General features: G+C 50.3%; 17 protein-coding genes, 1 other RNA gene and 1 pseudogene. 10 read left to right on the top strand and 9 right to left on the bottom strand.

Annotation, left to right across the window (positions count from 1 at the left end; all coding sequences use genetic code 11):
- Window positions 1-288 precede the first annotated feature (288 nt).
- From rseC to rpoE, 4 genes are read right to left on the bottom strand one after another with little or no spacing between them, the layout of a single operon-like run.
- Window positions 289-753, bottom strand: coding sequence for a SoxR-reducing system protein RseC (rseC, locus tag EH228_RS12515; protein ID WP_152321988.1), 465 nt, complete (start codon window positions 751-753; stop codon window positions 289-291).
- On the bottom strand, window positions 750-1,703 hold the full coding sequence (rseB, locus tag EH228_RS12510) for a sigma-E factor regulatory protein RseB (RefSeq protein ID WP_152321987.1): 954 nt from the start codon (window positions 1,701-1,703) through the stop codon (window positions 750-752). The genes rseC and rseB overlap by 4 nt, the downstream gene beginning before the upstream one ends.
- A 2-nt stretch (window positions 1,704-1,705) precedes the next feature.
- On the bottom strand, window positions 1,706-2,371 hold the full coding sequence (gene rseA, locus EH228_RS12505; protein ID WP_152321986.1) for an anti-sigma-E factor RseA: 666 nt from the start codon (window positions 2,369-2,371) through the stop codon (window positions 1,706-1,708).
- A gap of 30 nt (window positions 2,372-2,401) precedes the next feature.
- Window positions 2,402-2,977, bottom strand: a complete 576-nt coding sequence (gene rpoE / locus EH228_RS12500) for an RNA polymerase sigma factor RpoE (protein WP_152321985.1) — start codon at window positions 2,975-2,977, stop codon at window positions 2,402-2,404.
- Between the two features lie 96 nt (window positions 2,978-3,073).
- Here rpoE and EH228_RS12495 point away from each other — a divergent pair, with 96 nt between their 5' ends.
- Both EH228_RS12495 and nadB read left to right on the top strand, forming a co-directional pair.
- On the top strand, window positions 3,074-3,403 hold the full coding sequence (locus EH228_RS12495) for a hypothetical protein (protein ID WP_152321984.1): 330 nt from the start codon (window positions 3,074-3,076) through the stop codon (window positions 3,401-3,403).
- A gap of 49 nt (window positions 3,404-3,452) precedes the next feature.
- Window positions 3,453-5,054, top strand: a complete 1,602-nt coding sequence (gene nadB, locus EH228_RS12490; RefSeq protein ID WP_152321983.1) for an L-aspartate oxidase — start codon at window positions 3,453-3,455, stop codon at window positions 5,052-5,054.
- Here the strand turns inward: nadB and trmN are convergent, their stop codons facing one another.
- Window positions 5,055-5,792, bottom strand: coding sequence for a tRNA(1)(Val) (adenine(37)-N(6))-methyltransferase TrmN (gene trmN / locus EH228_RS12485; RefSeq protein WP_152321982.1), 738 nt, complete (start codon window positions 5,790-5,792; stop codon window positions 5,055-5,057).
- Window positions 5,793-5,924: 132 nt separating this feature from the next.
- Between trmN and srmB the strand changes: the two genes are divergently transcribed.
- Window positions 5,925-7,256 (top strand): ATP-dependent RNA helicase SrmB, encoded by a 1,332-nt coding sequence (gene srmB / locus EH228_RS12480; protein WP_152321981.1) that lies wholly within the window; start codon window positions 5,925-5,927, stop codon window positions 7,254-7,256.
- A gap of 491 nt (window positions 7,257-7,747) precedes the next feature.
- Here the strand turns inward: srmB and grcA are convergent, their stop codons facing one another.
- Complete coding sequence (gene grcA / locus EH228_RS12475) at window positions 7,748-8,131, bottom strand: autonomous glycyl radical cofactor GrcA (RefSeq protein WP_152321980.1); 384 nt, start codon at window positions 8,129-8,131, stop codon at window positions 7,748-7,750.
- A gap of 295 nt (window positions 8,132-8,426) precedes the next feature.
- Between grcA and ung the strand changes: the two genes are divergently transcribed.
- A complete protein-coding gene (gene ung / locus EH228_RS12470; protein ID WP_152321979.1) occupies window positions 8,427-9,107 on the top strand; it encodes a uracil-DNA glycosylase in 681 nt (226 codons plus the stop codon).
- A 178-nt stretch (window positions 9,108-9,285) separates the two neighbouring features.
- Here the strand turns inward: ung and grpE are convergent, their stop codons facing one another.
- A complete protein-coding gene (gene grpE / locus EH228_RS12465) occupies window positions 9,286-9,867 on the bottom strand; it encodes a nucleotide exchange factor GrpE (RefSeq protein WP_152321978.1) in 582 nt (193 codons plus the stop codon).
- Between the two features lie 124 nt (window positions 9,868-9,991).
- On the opposite strand from grpE, the gene nadK reads away from it, so the two are divergent.
- The 3 genes from nadK to bamE all read left to right on the top strand — a co-directional run bounded on the left by nadK (window position 9,992) and on the right by bamE (window position 13,120).
- Entirely contained in the window at window positions 9,992-10,870 is an 879-nt protein-coding gene (gene nadK / locus EH228_RS12460) for an NAD(+) kinase (RefSeq protein WP_152321977.1), read from the top strand.
- Between the two features lie 88 nt (window positions 10,871-10,958).
- Entirely contained in the window at window positions 10,959-12,620 is a 1,662-nt protein-coding gene (gene recN, locus EH228_RS12455) for a DNA repair protein RecN (RefSeq protein WP_152321976.1), read from the top strand.
- A gap of 152 nt (window positions 12,621-12,772) precedes the next feature.
- Window positions 12,773-13,120, top strand: a complete 348-nt coding sequence (bamE, locus tag EH228_RS12450; protein WP_152321975.1) for an outer membrane protein assembly factor BamE — start codon at window positions 12,773-12,775, stop codon at window positions 13,118-13,120.
- Between the two features lie 58 nt (window positions 13,121-13,178).
- On the opposite strand, the gene EH228_RS12445 is transcribed toward bamE, so the two are convergent.
- Window positions 13,179-13,460 carry an RnfH family protein gene (locus EH228_RS12445; RefSeq protein ID WP_152321974.1) on the bottom strand — a complete coding sequence of 94 codons (282 nt, stop codon included), beginning with the start codon at window positions 13,458-13,460 and terminating at the stop codon, window positions 13,179-13,181.
- On the bottom strand, window positions 13,453-13,887 hold the full coding sequence (locus tag EH228_RS12440; RefSeq protein WP_152321973.1) for a type II toxin-antitoxin system RatA family toxin: 435 nt from the start codon (window positions 13,885-13,887) through the stop codon (window positions 13,453-13,455). The genes EH228_RS12445 and EH228_RS12440 overlap by 8 nt, the downstream gene beginning before the upstream one ends.
- A 160-nt stretch (window positions 13,888-14,047) precedes the next feature.
- Here EH228_RS12440 and smpB point away from each other — a divergent pair, with 160 nt between their 5' ends.
- The 3 genes and pseudogenes from smpB to EH228_RS12425 form a co-directional block, all read left to right on the top strand.
- A complete protein-coding gene (gene smpB, locus EH228_RS12435) occupies window positions 14,048-14,530 on the top strand; it encodes an SsrA-binding protein SmpB (RefSeq protein WP_152321972.1) in 483 nt (160 codons plus the stop codon).
- Between the two features lie 47 nt (window positions 14,531-14,577).
- Window positions 14,578-14,941, top strand: a transfer-messenger RNA (tmRNA) gene (gene ssrA / locus EH228_RS12430).
- Window positions 14,942-15,125: 184 nt separating this feature from the next.
- Window positions 15,126-15,407 (top strand): annotated as a pseudogene (locus EH228_RS12425) (integrase arm-type DNA-binding domain-containing protein); the annotation flags it as partial.
- Between the last annotated feature and the right edge of the window lie 45 nt (window positions 15,408-15,452).

Here is a 15,452-nt window from a genome sequence, read left to right as displayed (position 1 = left end):
CGGTGGACATGGCTGTCAACACTTACTGCAATGTACCCGCCATCAATGAGCACGCATCTTACACTGTTAGCCCCCCGCACGAAAGAATTCACACACATTGCCTGTAATCAAATTAGCAACGAGAAATATCATTCAGCTGTTGGTTGGGCGATTAATGACACCACTGCGCCGCCAATAAAAAAGCCGGTCGCGCCACAAAAGTAAAAAGGCCGCCAAAGCGACCCCAGACAGAAACCTGAAACTCGTAACAAACTGATTAAAATCACGTTTAACCGCCAGTCCAGCGAACTACGCTTCTGTCTCCACCCGCAGAGCATCCGGTGGGAGCGCCACGCTGAGGATCACGGGCTGAAAAGAAGCCGATTTCCCCCAATAACTGGAAATCCCCTTCGCCACGATAAAACCACCGATCCCCCCCAGCAACGCCCCCACGGCCGCAGACAAATCACTGTTGAACAGGCTCTGAAACAAACCAGCAATCAGGAACAGACCTGACAGAGGGGTCATGTAAACCAGCAAAGCGGAACTGAGCAGGCTCTTCTCTTCAATACCCAGCTCAATACGCTGCCCAACCTGCAAAGGTTCAGCACTGGCAATTTTCATCACGTGAGCGTTTTTCGGCCCCAGTTTGTTCAGCATATGGCTACCACACCCTTTACGGGCTGAACAACTGTTGCAGGAAGTTTTCATCTCGGAGTGCAAGGTGGCCACCCCATCCTGCCACGAAACGACCGTGGCCCATTCTCTCATCATCGTGCCACCCCAAAGTTGACGCCATCTGCAATACGCTTGGCGGTTGATGGTGGTAGTTCGCCAACCACCGTAATTTCCGCATTATTACGTATTTCAGTCTGCACCGTACGACGTCCAGTGCGCAATAGCTGAGGGACGCTGTTTTTGTCTGCCGCGCCAACGTTGACCGAAAAACTGAACAAACCATCAGAGTACAAACGGGATTCAACCAGTTTATTCAATGAGGGGATCTGCCTGCGGCTCTGCGTCACCTGTTGCATGCCATCGGGTAACCAACTGACACTCCAGTTAAAAGTGGAGTTATCGCCCACCGGCACCGAAAGAGACGGCGGTAGATTGGCTTTTTCCAGTCCCTGCATCATTCTTCGCACGCCATCATCCACTGCGAAACTAACGACCCGATACTGTTCCAGCGTCTCACCGTCATGATCAAGTAAATCGACGCGTAACGGCAGCCGGGTGTCACTGTCTACCCAAACAATATAGCTGTATCGCGTACCATCACGGGCCACAATGCGAATAACTTCACACATCTGGTCAGCGATACGGGTATGCCCTACCGACACAAAATCATAGGTAGCAGCCAGTTTCTGGAAATTAGCGTAAACCAGCGACGGCAGCGCATCAACAATATGATCACCAGGCAAGGTAAAAGGCATCAAACCTGGTTCGAAGTAACTGATTTCATTACCACGCTGGATAATCTCACGACGAGGACCATCCATCTGCAGCATCTGGGCATACACTTTGTTGTTCAAAACCGCATGACGATAACGTAAGGATTCAATCCCCAGTCTTGAAACATTGATGTAGGCGAATTCGTAATTGAGAGACTGGCTGGCCTGCTCCATTTGCTGCAACAGCGCCCCGGGGGTGGTATCCGCCAGGGCGACACTGGAGTATATCAGGCTGCCAGCCATAAGGCTGACGGCACACCAAAGTTGCTTCATTACTACTGTTGAATTCCTGACGGCTGCTGGGTTCCTAATGACTGATTACCCGGGACCTGGACAGCGGCCTGCTGAGGTGGGCTTTGCTCAAACTGGATCTGTTCGGAATGCAAACGACGCTGCAATTCATAATCTTGCAGCATTGCATTCACACGGCGTCGCTGTTCCTGAACCTGCTGTGGCACGTTGTCGTTCGTTACACTATCAGAAGGCACACCCAAACTCACCGGGGAAGCCTGCCCCATCATCGGTAATGTATTCAGCACAGGCGAATCAGACTGGGCTGGCCCGTTCTGAGGTTGATTATAGTGCTGCACACCAACAATCACCGCCAGTGATACGCAGGCGGCAACACCGATCTGGGTAATTTGCGCAGCCCATGGACGTACTTTGTGCCAAAACGGCATGTTGCTATAACGCTCTGGCGTTGGTTGCGCTTCAGGGATCAGCGTTGCCGTTTTGTTCAGCGGTTCATTTGCAAGCGCCGCAGCCACCCGGGCAGAGATATCTAAATGAATAACCGGCCCAATATCACCGCGCAGAGTATCGCGAATAAGGTGATAGCTTTCCCAGTCTCGTTGCAACCTGGTGTCTTTAGACAATGCTGACAAAACTTCGTTATCTAAAGTCTCACCGTCCATTAAAGCGGAAAGTTGTTCTTTCTGCATGCCTCAGTACCCTTCCTGTATCCGCTATTGCTAGCGTTGGATAAGCGGTTGAATTTTGTTATCAATGGCTTCGCGAGCACGGAAGATACGTGAACGAACCGTACCAACCGGGCAATCCATAATGACGGCTATCTCTTCATAGCTCAGGCCATCCAGCTCCCTCAGAGTAATCGCCATACGGAGATCCTCAGGCAGCATCTCAATGGTACGAAAAACCATCTGTTTCAGTTCTTCCGACAACATTAAGTTCTCAGGGTTCGAAATTTCTTTTAGCGCACCCGCACTTTCAAAGTTTTCAGCGTCAATAGCATCCACATCACTGGAAGGAGGTCGACGCCCCTGAGCAACAAGGTAATTTTTGGCCGTATTGACGGCTATTCGATAGAGCCATGTGTAGAAGGCACTATCGCCACGGAACGATTCCAGCGCACGATACGCTTTGATGAATGATTCTTGCACTACATCAGGTACATCTCCAGACGGCACATAACGGGAAACCAGGCTCGCCACTTTATGCTGGTAGCGCACTACCAGTAAATTAAATGACTTCTGATCTCCTTTCTGGACTCGCTCTACGAGAACCTGGTCCGTTAACTGCTCGCTCATCCGAGGTAATGTCTCCCCAAATCTTGTTCCACGCGTATCGGAACTCCCCACAATAACTCATACTTTTTGAGCAAGCATGCGCTTAGAGTGATCATCATGAGTAAAGTTCCGTTATCCGTTTTATTTGTAATGCCGGTGCGGGAAGAGGATAAATCAGCGATCATTTTTATGATTTCTGACCGATTTAAGCAGCCACTGCTTCTCTTTGGTACTTTTGCTTCAGGCATGAAAGCCTCCCGTCAACGCCGCAGAGTAACCCATGAAGCCCGTTTTTTCACCTTAAAATCACTGAGATTCGAGTTCGTTCGCAATATTAAACTCTCCTGTCACAAAAAACGATGCCATAGCCCGATTTCTGGCGATGTTAAAAATATCGACGAGTTCACATTCTCCCGTAATCAGCAAAAAAAGACTTTTTCCCGGTGAAAATTGGGTGCTATGCTCAGCAAACAACCTGTTTAGTAAATTAAACAACATGCTTTCTTCTTCCGATTATAGCTGTGACGTGTTGATCATTGGTAGCGGTGCCGCAGGCCTTACGCTGGCGCTTCGCCTGGCTGAAAATCACCAGGTCGCCGTATTAAGTAAAGGGCCGGTCAGCGAAGGCTCAACCTTTTACGCCCAGGGCGGTATCGCTGCGGTATTCGATGAATGTGACAGCATCGCGTCCCACGTTGAAGATACCCTGACCGCTGGAAGTGGCTTATGTGAACGTGAAACGGTCTCTTTTATCGCCAGTAACGCCCGGCACTGTGTGCAGTGGCTAATTGATAACGGTATGCTGTTCGATAAAGAGAGTCCTGAGCACCGTGATGGTCCCTATCATCTCACTCGTGAAGGAGGACACAGTCATCGTCGTATCCTGCACCGTGCGGATGCTACGGGTCGCGCAGTAGAAAACACGCTGGTAAGCCAGGCGCTGAGCCATCCGAATATTCGGATTATCGAACGCTGCAACGCTGTTGACCTGATCGTTTCTGATAAAATCGGCTTGCCCGGCCAACGCCGCGTTGTCGGGGCTTATATCTGGAACCGTAAACGCGAAAAAGTGGAGACCTACAGCGCTCGCGCTGTCGTGCTGGCAACGGGAGGCGCGGCCAAAGTCTATCAGTACACCACCAACCCGGACGTGGCCTCAGGTGATGGCATCGCCATGGCCTGGCGTGCAGGTTGCCGTGTGGCAAACCTGGAATTTAATCAGTTCCATCCGACTTGCCTGTTCCATCCTGAAGCACGAAATTTCCTGCTGACTGAGGCACTGCGTGGTGAAGGCGCGCTACTGAAGCGTCCTGACGGTACACGATTTATGCCTGAATTTGATCAACGAGCCGAGCTGGCGCCACGCGATATCGTCGCACGGGCTATCGACCATGAGATGAAACGCCTTGGTGCCGACTGTATGTATCTGGATATCAGCCATAAACCGGCTGACTTCATCCATGCACATTTCCCGACTATCGATGAAAAGCTAAAAATGCTGGGCTTTGATCTGACCAAAGAACCTATCCCGATCGTTCCAGCGGCGCATTACACCTGTGGCGGTGTTATGGTTGATCAGCAGGGACTGACGGATGTCAACGGCCTGTATGCTATTGGTGAAGTCAGCTACACCGGCCTGCATGGCGCGAACCGTCTTGCCTCTAACTCACTGCTGGAATGCCTGATCTACGGCTGGTCGGCGGCGCTACACATCAACGAACATCTACAGGCAGTTCCGCTTGTTACAGCGCTTCCGGTGTGGGATGAAAGCCGCGTGGATGATTCAGACGAGCACGTGGTTATCCAGCACAACTGGCACGAACTGCGTCTGCTGATGTGGGATTACGTCGGGATAGTGCGCACCACCAAACGTCTGGAACGCGCACTGCGCCGTATCAATATGCTGCAGCAAGAAATTGACGAATACTACGCCAACTTCCGCATTTCCAACAATTTACTGGAACTACGCAACCTGGTTCAGGTCGCTGAGCTGATGGTCCGTTGCGCCATGGCGAGAAAGGAGAGCCGGGGTCTTCACTATACGCTGGATTATCCACAGCAACTGGATGAAGCAGAACCGACCATCTTGTCACCTTAATCAGCGAAAAAGATAGAACTCCCGGGTCAGGTTGCAATGTGCCGCAGAATAGCGCTGATCCGGTCCACGAATCGTCATCCGGTCATGAAATGGTTCGCCCGCTTTGGGTGACAGCGCCAGCAACACGCGGTTAGGCGGACGCCTCTCGTTATCGGAGATATCGGTACGAAAATGCAAATACCAACCGCGTTGCTGCGCCAACGCCAGCAGTTTGTTACCTGCTGTCTCCGGCAGGATCAGGCAGAAATAGCCCTCTTGCGTAATCAGACTTTCAACACAGGTCAGCAGCGCATCATGCGTTAAATCAGCGGCATAACGCGCTACAGCGCGCTCTGGTGTGGCGCAGTCGACACCTGGCGAAAAATAAGGTGGATTGCTGACAATCAACGAGTAACGTTGTTCGCTCGTTTTCACCCATCGCAGAATATCATCCTGATAAATAGTGATCCGCTCGCTCCAGGGTGAGGCCGCGGCATTTTCCTGCGCTTGTCCTGCGGCTTGTTCATCCAGCTCAACCGCATCGATGGGCACCGTTTTTCCCGTACGCTGAGCAAGCATCAGCGCTATCAGGCCGCTTCCGGTACCGATATCCAGCACCCGTTGAGCTCCTGTAACCGGTGCCCAGGCACCAAGCAGCACCCCGTCGGTCCCAACTTTCATCGCACAGCGATCATGGGCGACAAAAAATTGTTTAAAGGTAAACCCGTTGCTTCGGAGAGACACTTTCTGTTGAGACATTTGACTGACCTGAAGAAGAAACGGCGTTAGCATAGGACAAATAAGAAATAAGGAAAAGCCATTCAGAACACACAAACAGATGAAGATCGCGTTCAATCTGTCTATAATCAGCGCCCCAAACTGAGGTAGACCATGACTGTAAGTACTTTTTCCGAACTCGAACTTGATGAAAGCCTGCTGGATGCTCTGCAGGAAAAGGGCTTCACACGCCCCACGGCCATCCAGGCTGCTGCGATCCCGCCTGCACTGGAGGGTCGCGACGTTCTGGGGTCGGCACCAACCGGTACAGGAAAAACAGCCGCTTATCTACTGCCGGCGCTACAGCATCTACTCGATTTTCCCCGTAAGAAATCAGGTCCGCCACGTATCCTGGTGCTAACACCTACCCGCGAGTTGGCGATGCAAGTTGCTGACCAGGCGCGTGAACTGGCCAAACACACTCACCTGGATATAGCCACCATCACCGGTGGTGTGGCATATATGAACCATGCCGAAGTGTTTAGTGAAAACCAGGATGTGGTGGTTGCCACTACGGGTCGCCTGCTGCAGTACATCAAAGAAGAGAACTTCGACTGCCGGGCAGTAGAAACGCTGATTCTGGATGAAGCTGATCGCATGCTGGACATGGGCTTTGCGCAGGATATTGAAACCATCGCGGCAGAAACCCGCTGGCGTAAGCAGACCCTGCTATTTTCCGCCACCCTGGAAGGCGAGGCGATCAAAGACTTCTCTGAGCGTCTGCTGAACGATCCGGTTGAGATTGACGCCATTCCTGCCCGTCGCGAACGCAAAAAGATCCTGCAATGGTACTACCGTGCGGATGATGTTAAGCATAAGACCGCGTTGCTTATCCACCTGTTGAAGCAGCCGGAAGTAAGCCGTTCAGTGGTTTTTGTCCGTAAACGTGAGCGGGTACATGAGCTTTGCGGTTGGCTGCGCGAAGCAGGTATCAATACCAGCTATCTGGAAGGCGAACTGGAGCAGTACAAGCGTAATGAAGCGATCAAACGCGTCGTTGATGGTCGGGTGAACGTGCTTGTTGCCACCGACGTGGCCGCTCGTGGTATCGACATTGATGATGTCAGCCACGTTTTTAACTTCGATCTACCGCGCACTTCGGATACCTATCTGCACCGGATTGGCCGTACGGGTCGGGCCGGTAAGAAAGGCAGCGCAATCTCTCTGGTCGAAGCGCACGACTATGCTCTGCTGGGCAAAATCAGCCGCTATATCAACGAACCGCTGAAAGCACGTACTATTGATGAATTGCGTCCGACCACCCGCGCTCCGAGTGAAAAAATGAGTGGTAAACCATCAAAGAAAGCGCTGGCCAAACGTAAAGAGCAAAAAGCGAAAGACAGTGAAGTGGCTAAACCGCGTATAAAGAAACGCCATCGTGATACCAAAAATATTGGTAAGCGTCGCAAGCCAAGCGGAACAGCTAAAGCTGAAAGCGTTGAATAACCACAGCGCTATAATCGGTTGGAGACAAAGCGCCTGATGGGGTTCTGTCGCATTAAGCGGCGATTCATCAGGTAGCATGCTGTTTTTTTGTGACAGTTACCTGGCCATGCCCCGAGTTTGCTGGCCCGTCACCGTTAATGCGACAAAACTGGCTGTACTCATGCAGCCGATTGATCTACGGCAGGTATAAAAAAACGCAATCACCTCTCGGTAATCGCGGATTTTTCCGGTATTTATTGGTCCGGTCCAACCGTTACATGCCAGGCTTAACTGATATCGGCCTTACGGCATTAGCGCGTTTTTATAAAACCTGCGCCACAGTACCGTATCTACGCAGAATGATTCATTTATCCATGAATCATCCGCTTTCAGCTTAAACCTGAATATAATTATTTTTTATTTTCCATAATATTAGAAACGAACCTTCCCTGGTGTTGTTTTCCATAAGCGCTAATTTATCCCGGCGATAAACCTGGTCCCATCAGCATCTATTACAGACTTTCAGTGAAAGTACGGGCGATAACATCACGCTGCTGTTCTGGCGTCAGAGAATTAAAACGCACTGCGTAACCTGAAACACGAATAGTCAACTGTGGATACTTCTCTGGATGCTTAACAGCATCTTCCAGCGTTTCACGGCGTAACACGTTAACATTCAGGTGCTGTCCCCCTTCCACGCGTACCTGAGGTTTGACTTCAAGTGGAACCTCGCGATATTCAATATCGCCAAGATTGCTGACGGGTACAATCTGGTCTTCACTGTACTCAGCTTTTGCACAAACACAACGAGCTTCAGCTTTCTCATCATCCAGCAGCCAGAATGAATTCATCAGTGCCGCATTGGTTGCTTTGGTAATTTGGATTCCGGTAATCATGATTGTGCCTCCCAGGCAGTTCTGTGCTGAAAATTATCAGCGGGTAAAAAAATAAAAGTTCAGTCAATTCAGAGATGCTATCTGACCTGTATATCAGCCTGCCCAGCCAGCTACTTTGATTTAAATCAAAATCACCCCTCATGACAAAAACACCCAAGAATCAACTTTTTGATTTAGTTCAATTTTACCAAAAAACCAATTTTGTATTTTTTTTGTATATTTTCAATTTTATTTTAATTTTGAGCCGATCACGATCCGCGTTAAGCTATGGCCATCTACCCCTAAGGAGGTGTAAATGGTCAATGCACTGACCTGGCACGACGTGCTGGCACAAGAAAAAAAACAGTCCTACTTTATTGATACTCTCGCGTCGGTAGCAAAAGAACGCGCCGCCGGAAAAACGGTCTATCCACCACAGAAAGAGGTGTTTAACGCCTTTCGACTCACCGAACTTGGCGAGGTGAAAGTCGTGATTTTGGGGCAGGATCCTTATCACGGTCCCAATCAGGCGCACGGTCTGGCCTTTTCTGTCCTGCCTGGGGTTGCTATTCCACCTTCGCTGGTCAATATATATAAAGAACTAACCAGCGACATTCCGGGGTTTACCGCTCCCCGGCATGGTTTTCTCGAAAGCTGGGCGAAGCAGGGAGTGATGCTACTCAATACCGTTTTAACAGTGGAAGCGGGTCAGGCCCATTCCCACGCCCGTTTTGGCTGGGAAACGTTTACCGATAATGTTATTGCAGCAATTAATCAGCACCGTGAAGGCGTGGTGTTTTTACTGTGGGGATCACACGCCCAAAAGAAAGGCGCAATTATCGACAGGAAACGGCATCATGTTTTACAGGCGCCTCACCCCTCCCCGCTTTCGGCTCATCGCGGCTTTTTTGGTTGCAGACACTTTTCCCAAACCAATGAGTGGCTGCTCCAGCACGGTGAACAACCGATAGACTGGACGCCAGTTCTGCCGGATTAGCGCGCTGCCGCGATAAAACATAAAAATTGATCATCCTGGGAGTGGGTAAAAGTTTCATTTAAAAAGGGTCCATGCTGGACATGAACCCTTTTAGCTCCCATCACCGAAATCGCTCAACCGCACTTTTAAATGCGCAGCATGGCCCTTTATCACGGTGCTTTTTAATTGAGGCTGGCGATTACGCTTTAGCTTTAGACACCGCGACCATTGCCGGACGCAGCAGACGACCATTCAGTGTATAGCCACGCTGCATCACCATCAACACGTGATTAGGCGCGACTTCGTCAGATTCCATCATCGACATCGCCTGATGGATTTCAGGGTTAAATGGTGCATTGACTTCGCCAACCACTTCCACGCCAAATTTACGCACGGCGCTCAACAGGGATTGCAGCGTCAGTTCGATCCCTTCAATCATCGCGGTCAACTCAGGATTTTCTTTATCAGCCACTTCCAACGCCCGCTCAAGACTATCGATCACTGGCAGCAGTTCATTGGCAAATTTTTCCAGGGCAAATTTGTGGGCTTTTTCCACGTCCTGTTCGACCCGACGTCGAATATTTTCGATCTCTGCCTGGGCGCGTAATTGCGCTTCACGCACGCCACCCTGTGCCTGCGCTAACTGGGCTTCCAGCTCGGTAATGCGCTCATCACGCGGATCAACCTCTTCTGCCGTCTCGGTATCCTGACTTTTCGTCTGTTCCATCTCAATATCGTCTGAGACTTGCTCGTTTGGGGTGTTCTGTTCTTTACTACTCATGAAATTCTCCGCGTTTATGCACATTCATCTCGCTGGTTCGCTTATTATGGGGATCAGAATTGCGGTTTCAAGGGAACCGGTCACATTGTCTGAGGTAGTTTACCTCATGAGGAACGCCAGCATTATGAACAACCATTTCAACTGCATTGGTATTGTGGGGCATCCGCGCCATCCTACCGCGCTGACGACCCACGAAATGCTTTATCGCTGGCTGATGGCGAAAGGCTACGAGGTGATTATCGAACAGCAAATTGCACGCGAGCTAAACCTTTCTGATGTGGCGACCGGAACACTGACCGAAATTGGTCAAAAGGCGGATCTGGCAGTAGTAGTCGGCGGCGACGGAAATATGTTAGGTGCCGCCCGTGTGCTGGCCCGTTACGGAATCAAAGTGATTGGCATCAACCGTGGCAATCTGGGATTTCTTACCGATCTGGACCCGGATAATGCCCAGCAGCAGTTGGCCGACGTACTGGAAGGCAAGTACATCACGGAAAGTCGCTTACTGCTGGAGGCTCAGGTTTGTAGTCAGGAAGGCTCTCCGCGAATTGGCACGGCGATTAACGAAGTGGTGCTCCATCCGGGTAAAGTGGCGCACATGATTGAGTTTGAAGTCTATATCGACGAGACCTTTGCTTTCTCACAGCGTTCTGACGGCTTGATCATTTCGACACCGACAGGTTCCACCGCCTACTCGCTCTCTGCCGGTGGCCCGATCCTGACCCCTTCTCTGGATGCGATAGCCATTGTGCCAATGTTTCCGCATACGCTTTCTGCTCGTCCACTGGTCATCGACAGCAGTAGCAGTATCCGCCTGCGCTTTTCCCATATGAGCAATGACCTGGAGATCAGTTGTGACAGTCAGATAGCGTTACCGATCAAAGAGGGAGAAGACGTGTTAATTCGCAAAAACAAGGATCACCTCAACCTAATTCACCCAAAAAGTTACAGTTATTTCAATACATTAAGCACAAAACTGGGTTGGTCGAAAAAATTGTTTTAAAATCCGGCACCAATTACTTTACTGGTTATAAAACCAGTATATACTGTATAAAAAACCACATCTGTGTTTTCATACAGGAGCAATAACGATGTTGGCACAACTGACCATCAGTAATTTTGCGATTGTTCGTAATCTTGAAATCGATTTTCAGCGTGGAATGACTGCAATTACCGGTGAAACCGGCGCGGGGAAATCCATCGCTATTGATGCGCTGGGTCTGTGTCTCGGGGGACGTGCTGAAGCAGATATGGTGCGCCAGGGGGCCGCGCGTGCCGACATTTGCGCCCGTTTCTCCCTCCAGGATACCCCCTCAGCATTACAGTGGCTGCTCGATAATCAGCTTGATGACGGCAACGAGTGCCTGCTACGCCGCGTTATCAACAGCGATGGACGCTCCCGGGGCTTTATTAATGGCACCGCCGTACCTCTTTCGCAATTGCGCGATCTCGGTCAATTGCTGATCCAGATCCATGGCCAGCATGCCCATCAACTGTTACTGAAATCTGAGTATCAGAAAACCCTGCTGGATGGCTATACCGGTGAAAACAATCTATTAAAAGATATGGCCAGCAGCTATCACCAGTGGCACCAAAGTTGTCGTGCTTTAGCCCAGCATCAGCAACTTTCTCAGGAACGTGAAGCTCGCCGTGAACTATTGCAATACCAATTGAAAGAGTTGAATGAGTTCGCACCACAGGCCGGTGAATACGAGCAGATCGATGAAGAATACAAACGCCTGGCGAACAGTGGGCAGCTATTATCCACCAGCCAGCAAGCACTGATGCTACTGACCGATGGTGAAGAGCACACGTTGCAAAACCTGCTATATAACACCCAGCAACTGCTCAGTGAACTGGTCGCTATGGACGATAAACTGAACAGCGTATATACCCTGTTGGACGAAGCAGCGATACAAATTAGTGAAGCCAGCGATGAATTGCGCCATTATTGTGATCAGCTGGATCTGGATCCGAACCGCCTGCACGAACTTGAACAACGTCTTTCCCGACAAATTTCGCTGGCGCGTAAACATCATATTGCGCCGGAGGAATTGCCTGCGTTCCATCAGCAGTTGCTGGAAGAGCAAGAGTTGATCAATCAACAAGAAAATGATCAGGACGAACTGACGGCTAGCACTGCACAATATCGCCAGCTCGCGATGAGTTGTGCGGAAAAACTGCACCAACGTCGTATGCATTACGCACAGGAACTCAGCCAGCTGATCAGTGAGAGCATGCACGCGCTATCAATGCCGCATGGTCAGTTTGCTATTGAGGTTCAGTTCAACGCTGACCATCTCACCGCAGAAGGTGCCGACCACATTGACTTCCATGTCAGCACTAACCCTGGCCAGCCGTTGCAACCGCTGTCTAAAGTCGCGTCAGGCGGTGAACTCTCACGTATCGCGTTAGCCATTCAGGTGATTACCGCACGAAAAATGGATACCCCGGCGTTGATTTTCGATGAAGTGGATGTGGGCATCAGCGGACCAACCGCCGCTGTTGTGGGCAAAATGCTGCGTCAATTAGGCGAGTCCACTCAGGTGATGTGCGTGACACATCTGCCTCAGGTCGCGGGTTGCGGTAATCATCATTTTTACGTCAGCAAAGAGACTGATGGTGAGATGACAGAAACACATATGCAACCGCTCGACAAACGCTCACGTCTGCAGGAACTGGCGCGTTTACTGGGAGGAAGTCAGGTAACCCGTAACACACTGGCGAATGCGAAAGAGCTTTTAGCCGCCTGATGTCGCACTTTTTTAGGTGCCTGTGGTCATAACCATGCTTCGTAGAGGTTTCAAACTGCGGAAAGGTTTATTATCATCCACTTCTTACGCTGTTATCGTCGCAAGTGTTCGATGCAGCCAGATTGTTGGCCCTAAAAGGAATAAAGATACTTATGCGCTGTAAAACGCTGACTGTTGCGGCGGTGGTTCTTCTGATGATGACCGCTGGATGTTCCACTCTGGAACGTGTGGTTTACCGGCCAGATATCAACCAGGGTAACTACCTGGTTGCCAGTGATGTTGCTAAAATTCATACCGGCATGACCCAGCAGCAAGTGGCCTACACGCTGGGAACACCGATGATGCATGACCCGTTTGGTAGCAATGTCTGGTATTACGTGTTCCGTCAGGAACCAGGCCATGAGCCCGTGACACAGCAAACGCTGACGCTGACCTTTGACCAAAATGGCATACTGACCAACATTGATAACAAACCGAAACTGGCCGGCCAGAAAGGCTGAGTTGAGTCGCGGTTCTGCCACCGCGGGTTTTGAAAAGCAGTAAGGCGCTCAACGCGCCTTACTTTTTTGCCGCCCGCTGACGACGTAACTCTTTTGGGTCAGCCAGCAAAGGACGATAGATCTCAATCCGGTCTCCACTGTGCACCTCATCACTGAGTTTCACCGGACGACTGAATACGCCTACTTTATTATTGTTACCCAGATCAATATCGCTGCGCAGTTCCAGAAGCCCAGAGGCTTTAATAGCCTGCTCAACGGTGCTGCCTTCTGCCACATTTACCGTGTAGAGATACTGTTTGTCCGGCAGAGCATAGACCACTTCAACTGCAATATCAGGCACTGTAAACCTCTTTGGCACGGCGCGTAAAAGCCTGCACCATACTGCTGGCTAATTCTTTGAAAATCCGTCCAAAGGCCATTTCCACCAGCATATTGGTGAACTCAAACTCCAGATTCAGCTCAACCTTGCACGCTTCTTCACTTAACGCCGTAAACACCCAGCCGCCAGTCAGCTTGCGAAACGGCCCGTCAACCAGCTGCATATGGATGCTTTGATTATCGGTCAGCGTATTACGCGTCACAAAAGTTTTGCTAATCCCTGCCTTAGAAACATCCACTGATGCCGTCATCTCTTGAGCATTGGCATCAATAACCCGGCTGCCGGTACACCCTGGAAGAAATTCCGGATAAGCATCCACATCATTTACTAACCGGAACATTTGCTCCGCACTGTAGGGCACCAGCGCGGAACGACTAATCTGGGACATAGTATTTCCTGTTAATCTTATAACATCGCAATAATATCATTATCCGGCGATCAAACAAAAATTCGCAGCCGCCAGTGTTCTGTTAACATAACGCTTTTCCCTGACGCTGTTGTTACAGGGGATGCCATAAATCATCGCTTCATGTACACTAACCAGCACTATGACGAAGAAAAAAACACATAAACCCGGTTCTGCTACCATTGCTATGAACAAGCGTGCCCGCCATGAATACTTTATTGAAGAAGAGTTCGAAGCGGGTCTTTCGCTACAAGGATGGGAAGTCAAATCTCTCCGGGCCGGTAAGGCCAATATCAGCGACAGCTACATTCTACTGCGCGACGGTGAGGCCTATCTGTTCGGCGCCACATTCCAGGCATTGACGGTGGCTTCTACCCATGTAGTCTGCGATCCAACTCGTAACCGTAAACTGCTACTGAAGCAGCGCGAGTTGGATTCACTCTATGGGCGGGTTAATCGTGAAGGTTACACCGTTGTGGCACTGTCGTTGTACTGGAAAAACGCCTGGGCCAAATTGAAAATTGGCGTGGCAAAAGGTAAGAAAGAGCACGACAAACGCGATGACATTAAAGATCGCGAATGGAAATTAGACAAAGCACGTATAATGAAACATGCTAATCGCTAAGTGACTGGCGTGGCGATGAGTTTTTCTGTTATACTGCGTCACACTTTGGGGCTGATTCTGGATTCGACGGGATTTGCGAAGCCCAAGGAGCATGCCGAGGGGCGGTTGGCCTCGTTAAAAGCCGCAAAAAAATAGTCGCAAACGACGAAAACTACGCACTAGCAGCTTAATAACCTGCTTAGAGCCCTCTCTCCCTAGCCTCCGCTCTTAGGACGGGGATCAAGAGAGGTCAAACCTAAAAGAGATCGCGTGGATGCCCTGCCTGGGGTTGAAGCGTTAAATCCAATCAGGCTAGTTTGTTAGTGGCGTGTCCGTTCGCAGCTAACAGGCGAATGTAAAAACTGGACTAAGCATGTAGTGCCGACGGTGTAGTAATTTCGGACGCGGGTTCAACTCCCGCCAGCTCCACCAAATCTTGATCCGGACACGTCCGGTGAAGTACGGAAAGCCCGCATCCCACCTAGGTTTGCGGGCTTTTTTGTGTCTGTCGTTGTCCGAGGATATCCGGCTGAATCCGGCGATAATTGGTATACGTATTGGTATACGCTAAGATGTATGCCAATTACGTATACCAATTCACGAAGGAACGCCCCACATGGCAAGGACAACGCGTCCACTAACCAATACCGAAGTACTCCACTCCAAAGCTACCGATAAAGATTTGACGCTGCACGATGGCGACGGGCTTTTTATGGTGGTGAAAACGAGCGGTAAGAAACTCTGGCGCTTTCGCTATCAGCGGCCAGCAACAAAGCAGCGTACTATGATGGGCCTCGGTGCCTTCCCTGCCCTGTCGCTGGCAGATGCTAGGCGCCTACGTGCTGATTACCTATCCTTACTCGCTAATGGCATTGACCCACAGACACAGGTAATGATTCCAATTTACTGATAGTGTTTTATGTTCAGATAATGTCCAATGACC

This window comes from Erwinia endophytica (assembly GCF_009295515.1).
In the GTDB taxonomy this organism is placed as follows: Bacteria; Pseudomonadota; Gammaproteobacteria; order Enterobacterales; family Enterobacteriaceae; genus Erwinia; species Erwinia endophytica.
Note: the sequence above shows the minus strand (reverse complement) of the source record. Positions and strands in the feature narration are given on the sequence as shown.

Bases quoted from the DNA above. Each gene is read 5' to 3' on its own strand.
- rpoE (WP_152321985.1), bottom strand. From the start codon at position 2,977: ATGAGCGAGCAGTTAACGGACCAGGTTCTCGTAGAGCGAGTCCAGAAA.
- trmN (WP_152321982.1), bottom strand. From the start codon at position 5,792: ATGTCTCAACAGAAAGTGTCTCTCCGAAGCAACGGGTTTACCTTTAAA.
- EH228_RS12495 (WP_152321984.1), top strand. From the start codon at position 3,074: ATGAGTAAAGTTCCGTTATCCGTTTTATTTGTAATGCCGGTGCGGGAA.
- srmB (WP_152321981.1), top strand. From the start codon at position 5,925: ATGACTGTAAGTACTTTTTCCGAACTCGAACTTGATGAAAGCCTGCTG.
- nadK (WP_152321977.1), top strand. From the start codon at position 9,992: ATGAACAACCATTTCAACTGCATTGGTATTGTGGGGCATCCGCGCCAT.
- grcA (WP_152321980.1), bottom strand. From the start codon at position 8,131: ATGATTACCGGAATCCAAATTACCAAAGCAACCAATGCGGCACTGATG.
- EH228_RS12440 (WP_152321973.1), bottom strand. From the start codon at position 13,887: ATGTCCCAGATTAGTCGTTCCGCGCTGGTGCCCTACAGTGCGGAGCAA.
- bamE (WP_152321975.1), top strand. From the start codon at position 12,773: ATGCGCTGTAAAACGCTGACTGTTGCGGCGGTGGTTCTTCTGATGATG.
- rseA (WP_152321986.1), bottom strand. From the start codon at position 2,371: ATGCAGAAAGAACAACTTTCCGCTTTAATGGACGGTGAGACTTTAGAT.
- recN (WP_152321976.1), top strand. From the start codon at position 10,959: ATGTTGGCACAACTGACCATCAGTAATTTTGCGATTGTTCGTAATCTT.
- ung (WP_152321979.1), top strand. From the start codon at position 8,427: ATGGTCAATGCACTGACCTGGCACGACGTGCTGGCACAAGAAAAAAAA.
- rseB (WP_152321987.1), bottom strand. From the start codon at position 1,703: ATGAAGCAACTTTGGTGTGCCGTCAGCCTTATGGCTGGCAGCCTGATA.
- smpB (WP_152321972.1), top strand. From the start codon at position 14,048: ATGACGAAGAAAAAAACACATAAACCCGGTTCTGCTACCATTGCTATG.
- grpE (WP_152321978.1), bottom strand. From the start codon at position 9,867: ATGAGTAGTAAAGAACAGAACACCCCAAACGAGCAAGTCTCAGACGAT.
- nadB (WP_152321983.1), top strand. From the start codon at position 3,453: ATGCTTTCTTCTTCCGATTATAGCTGTGACGTGTTGATCATTGGTAGC.
- rseC (WP_152321988.1), bottom strand. From the start codon at position 753: ATGATGAGAGAATGGGCCACGGTCGTTTCGTGGCAGGATGGGGTGGCC.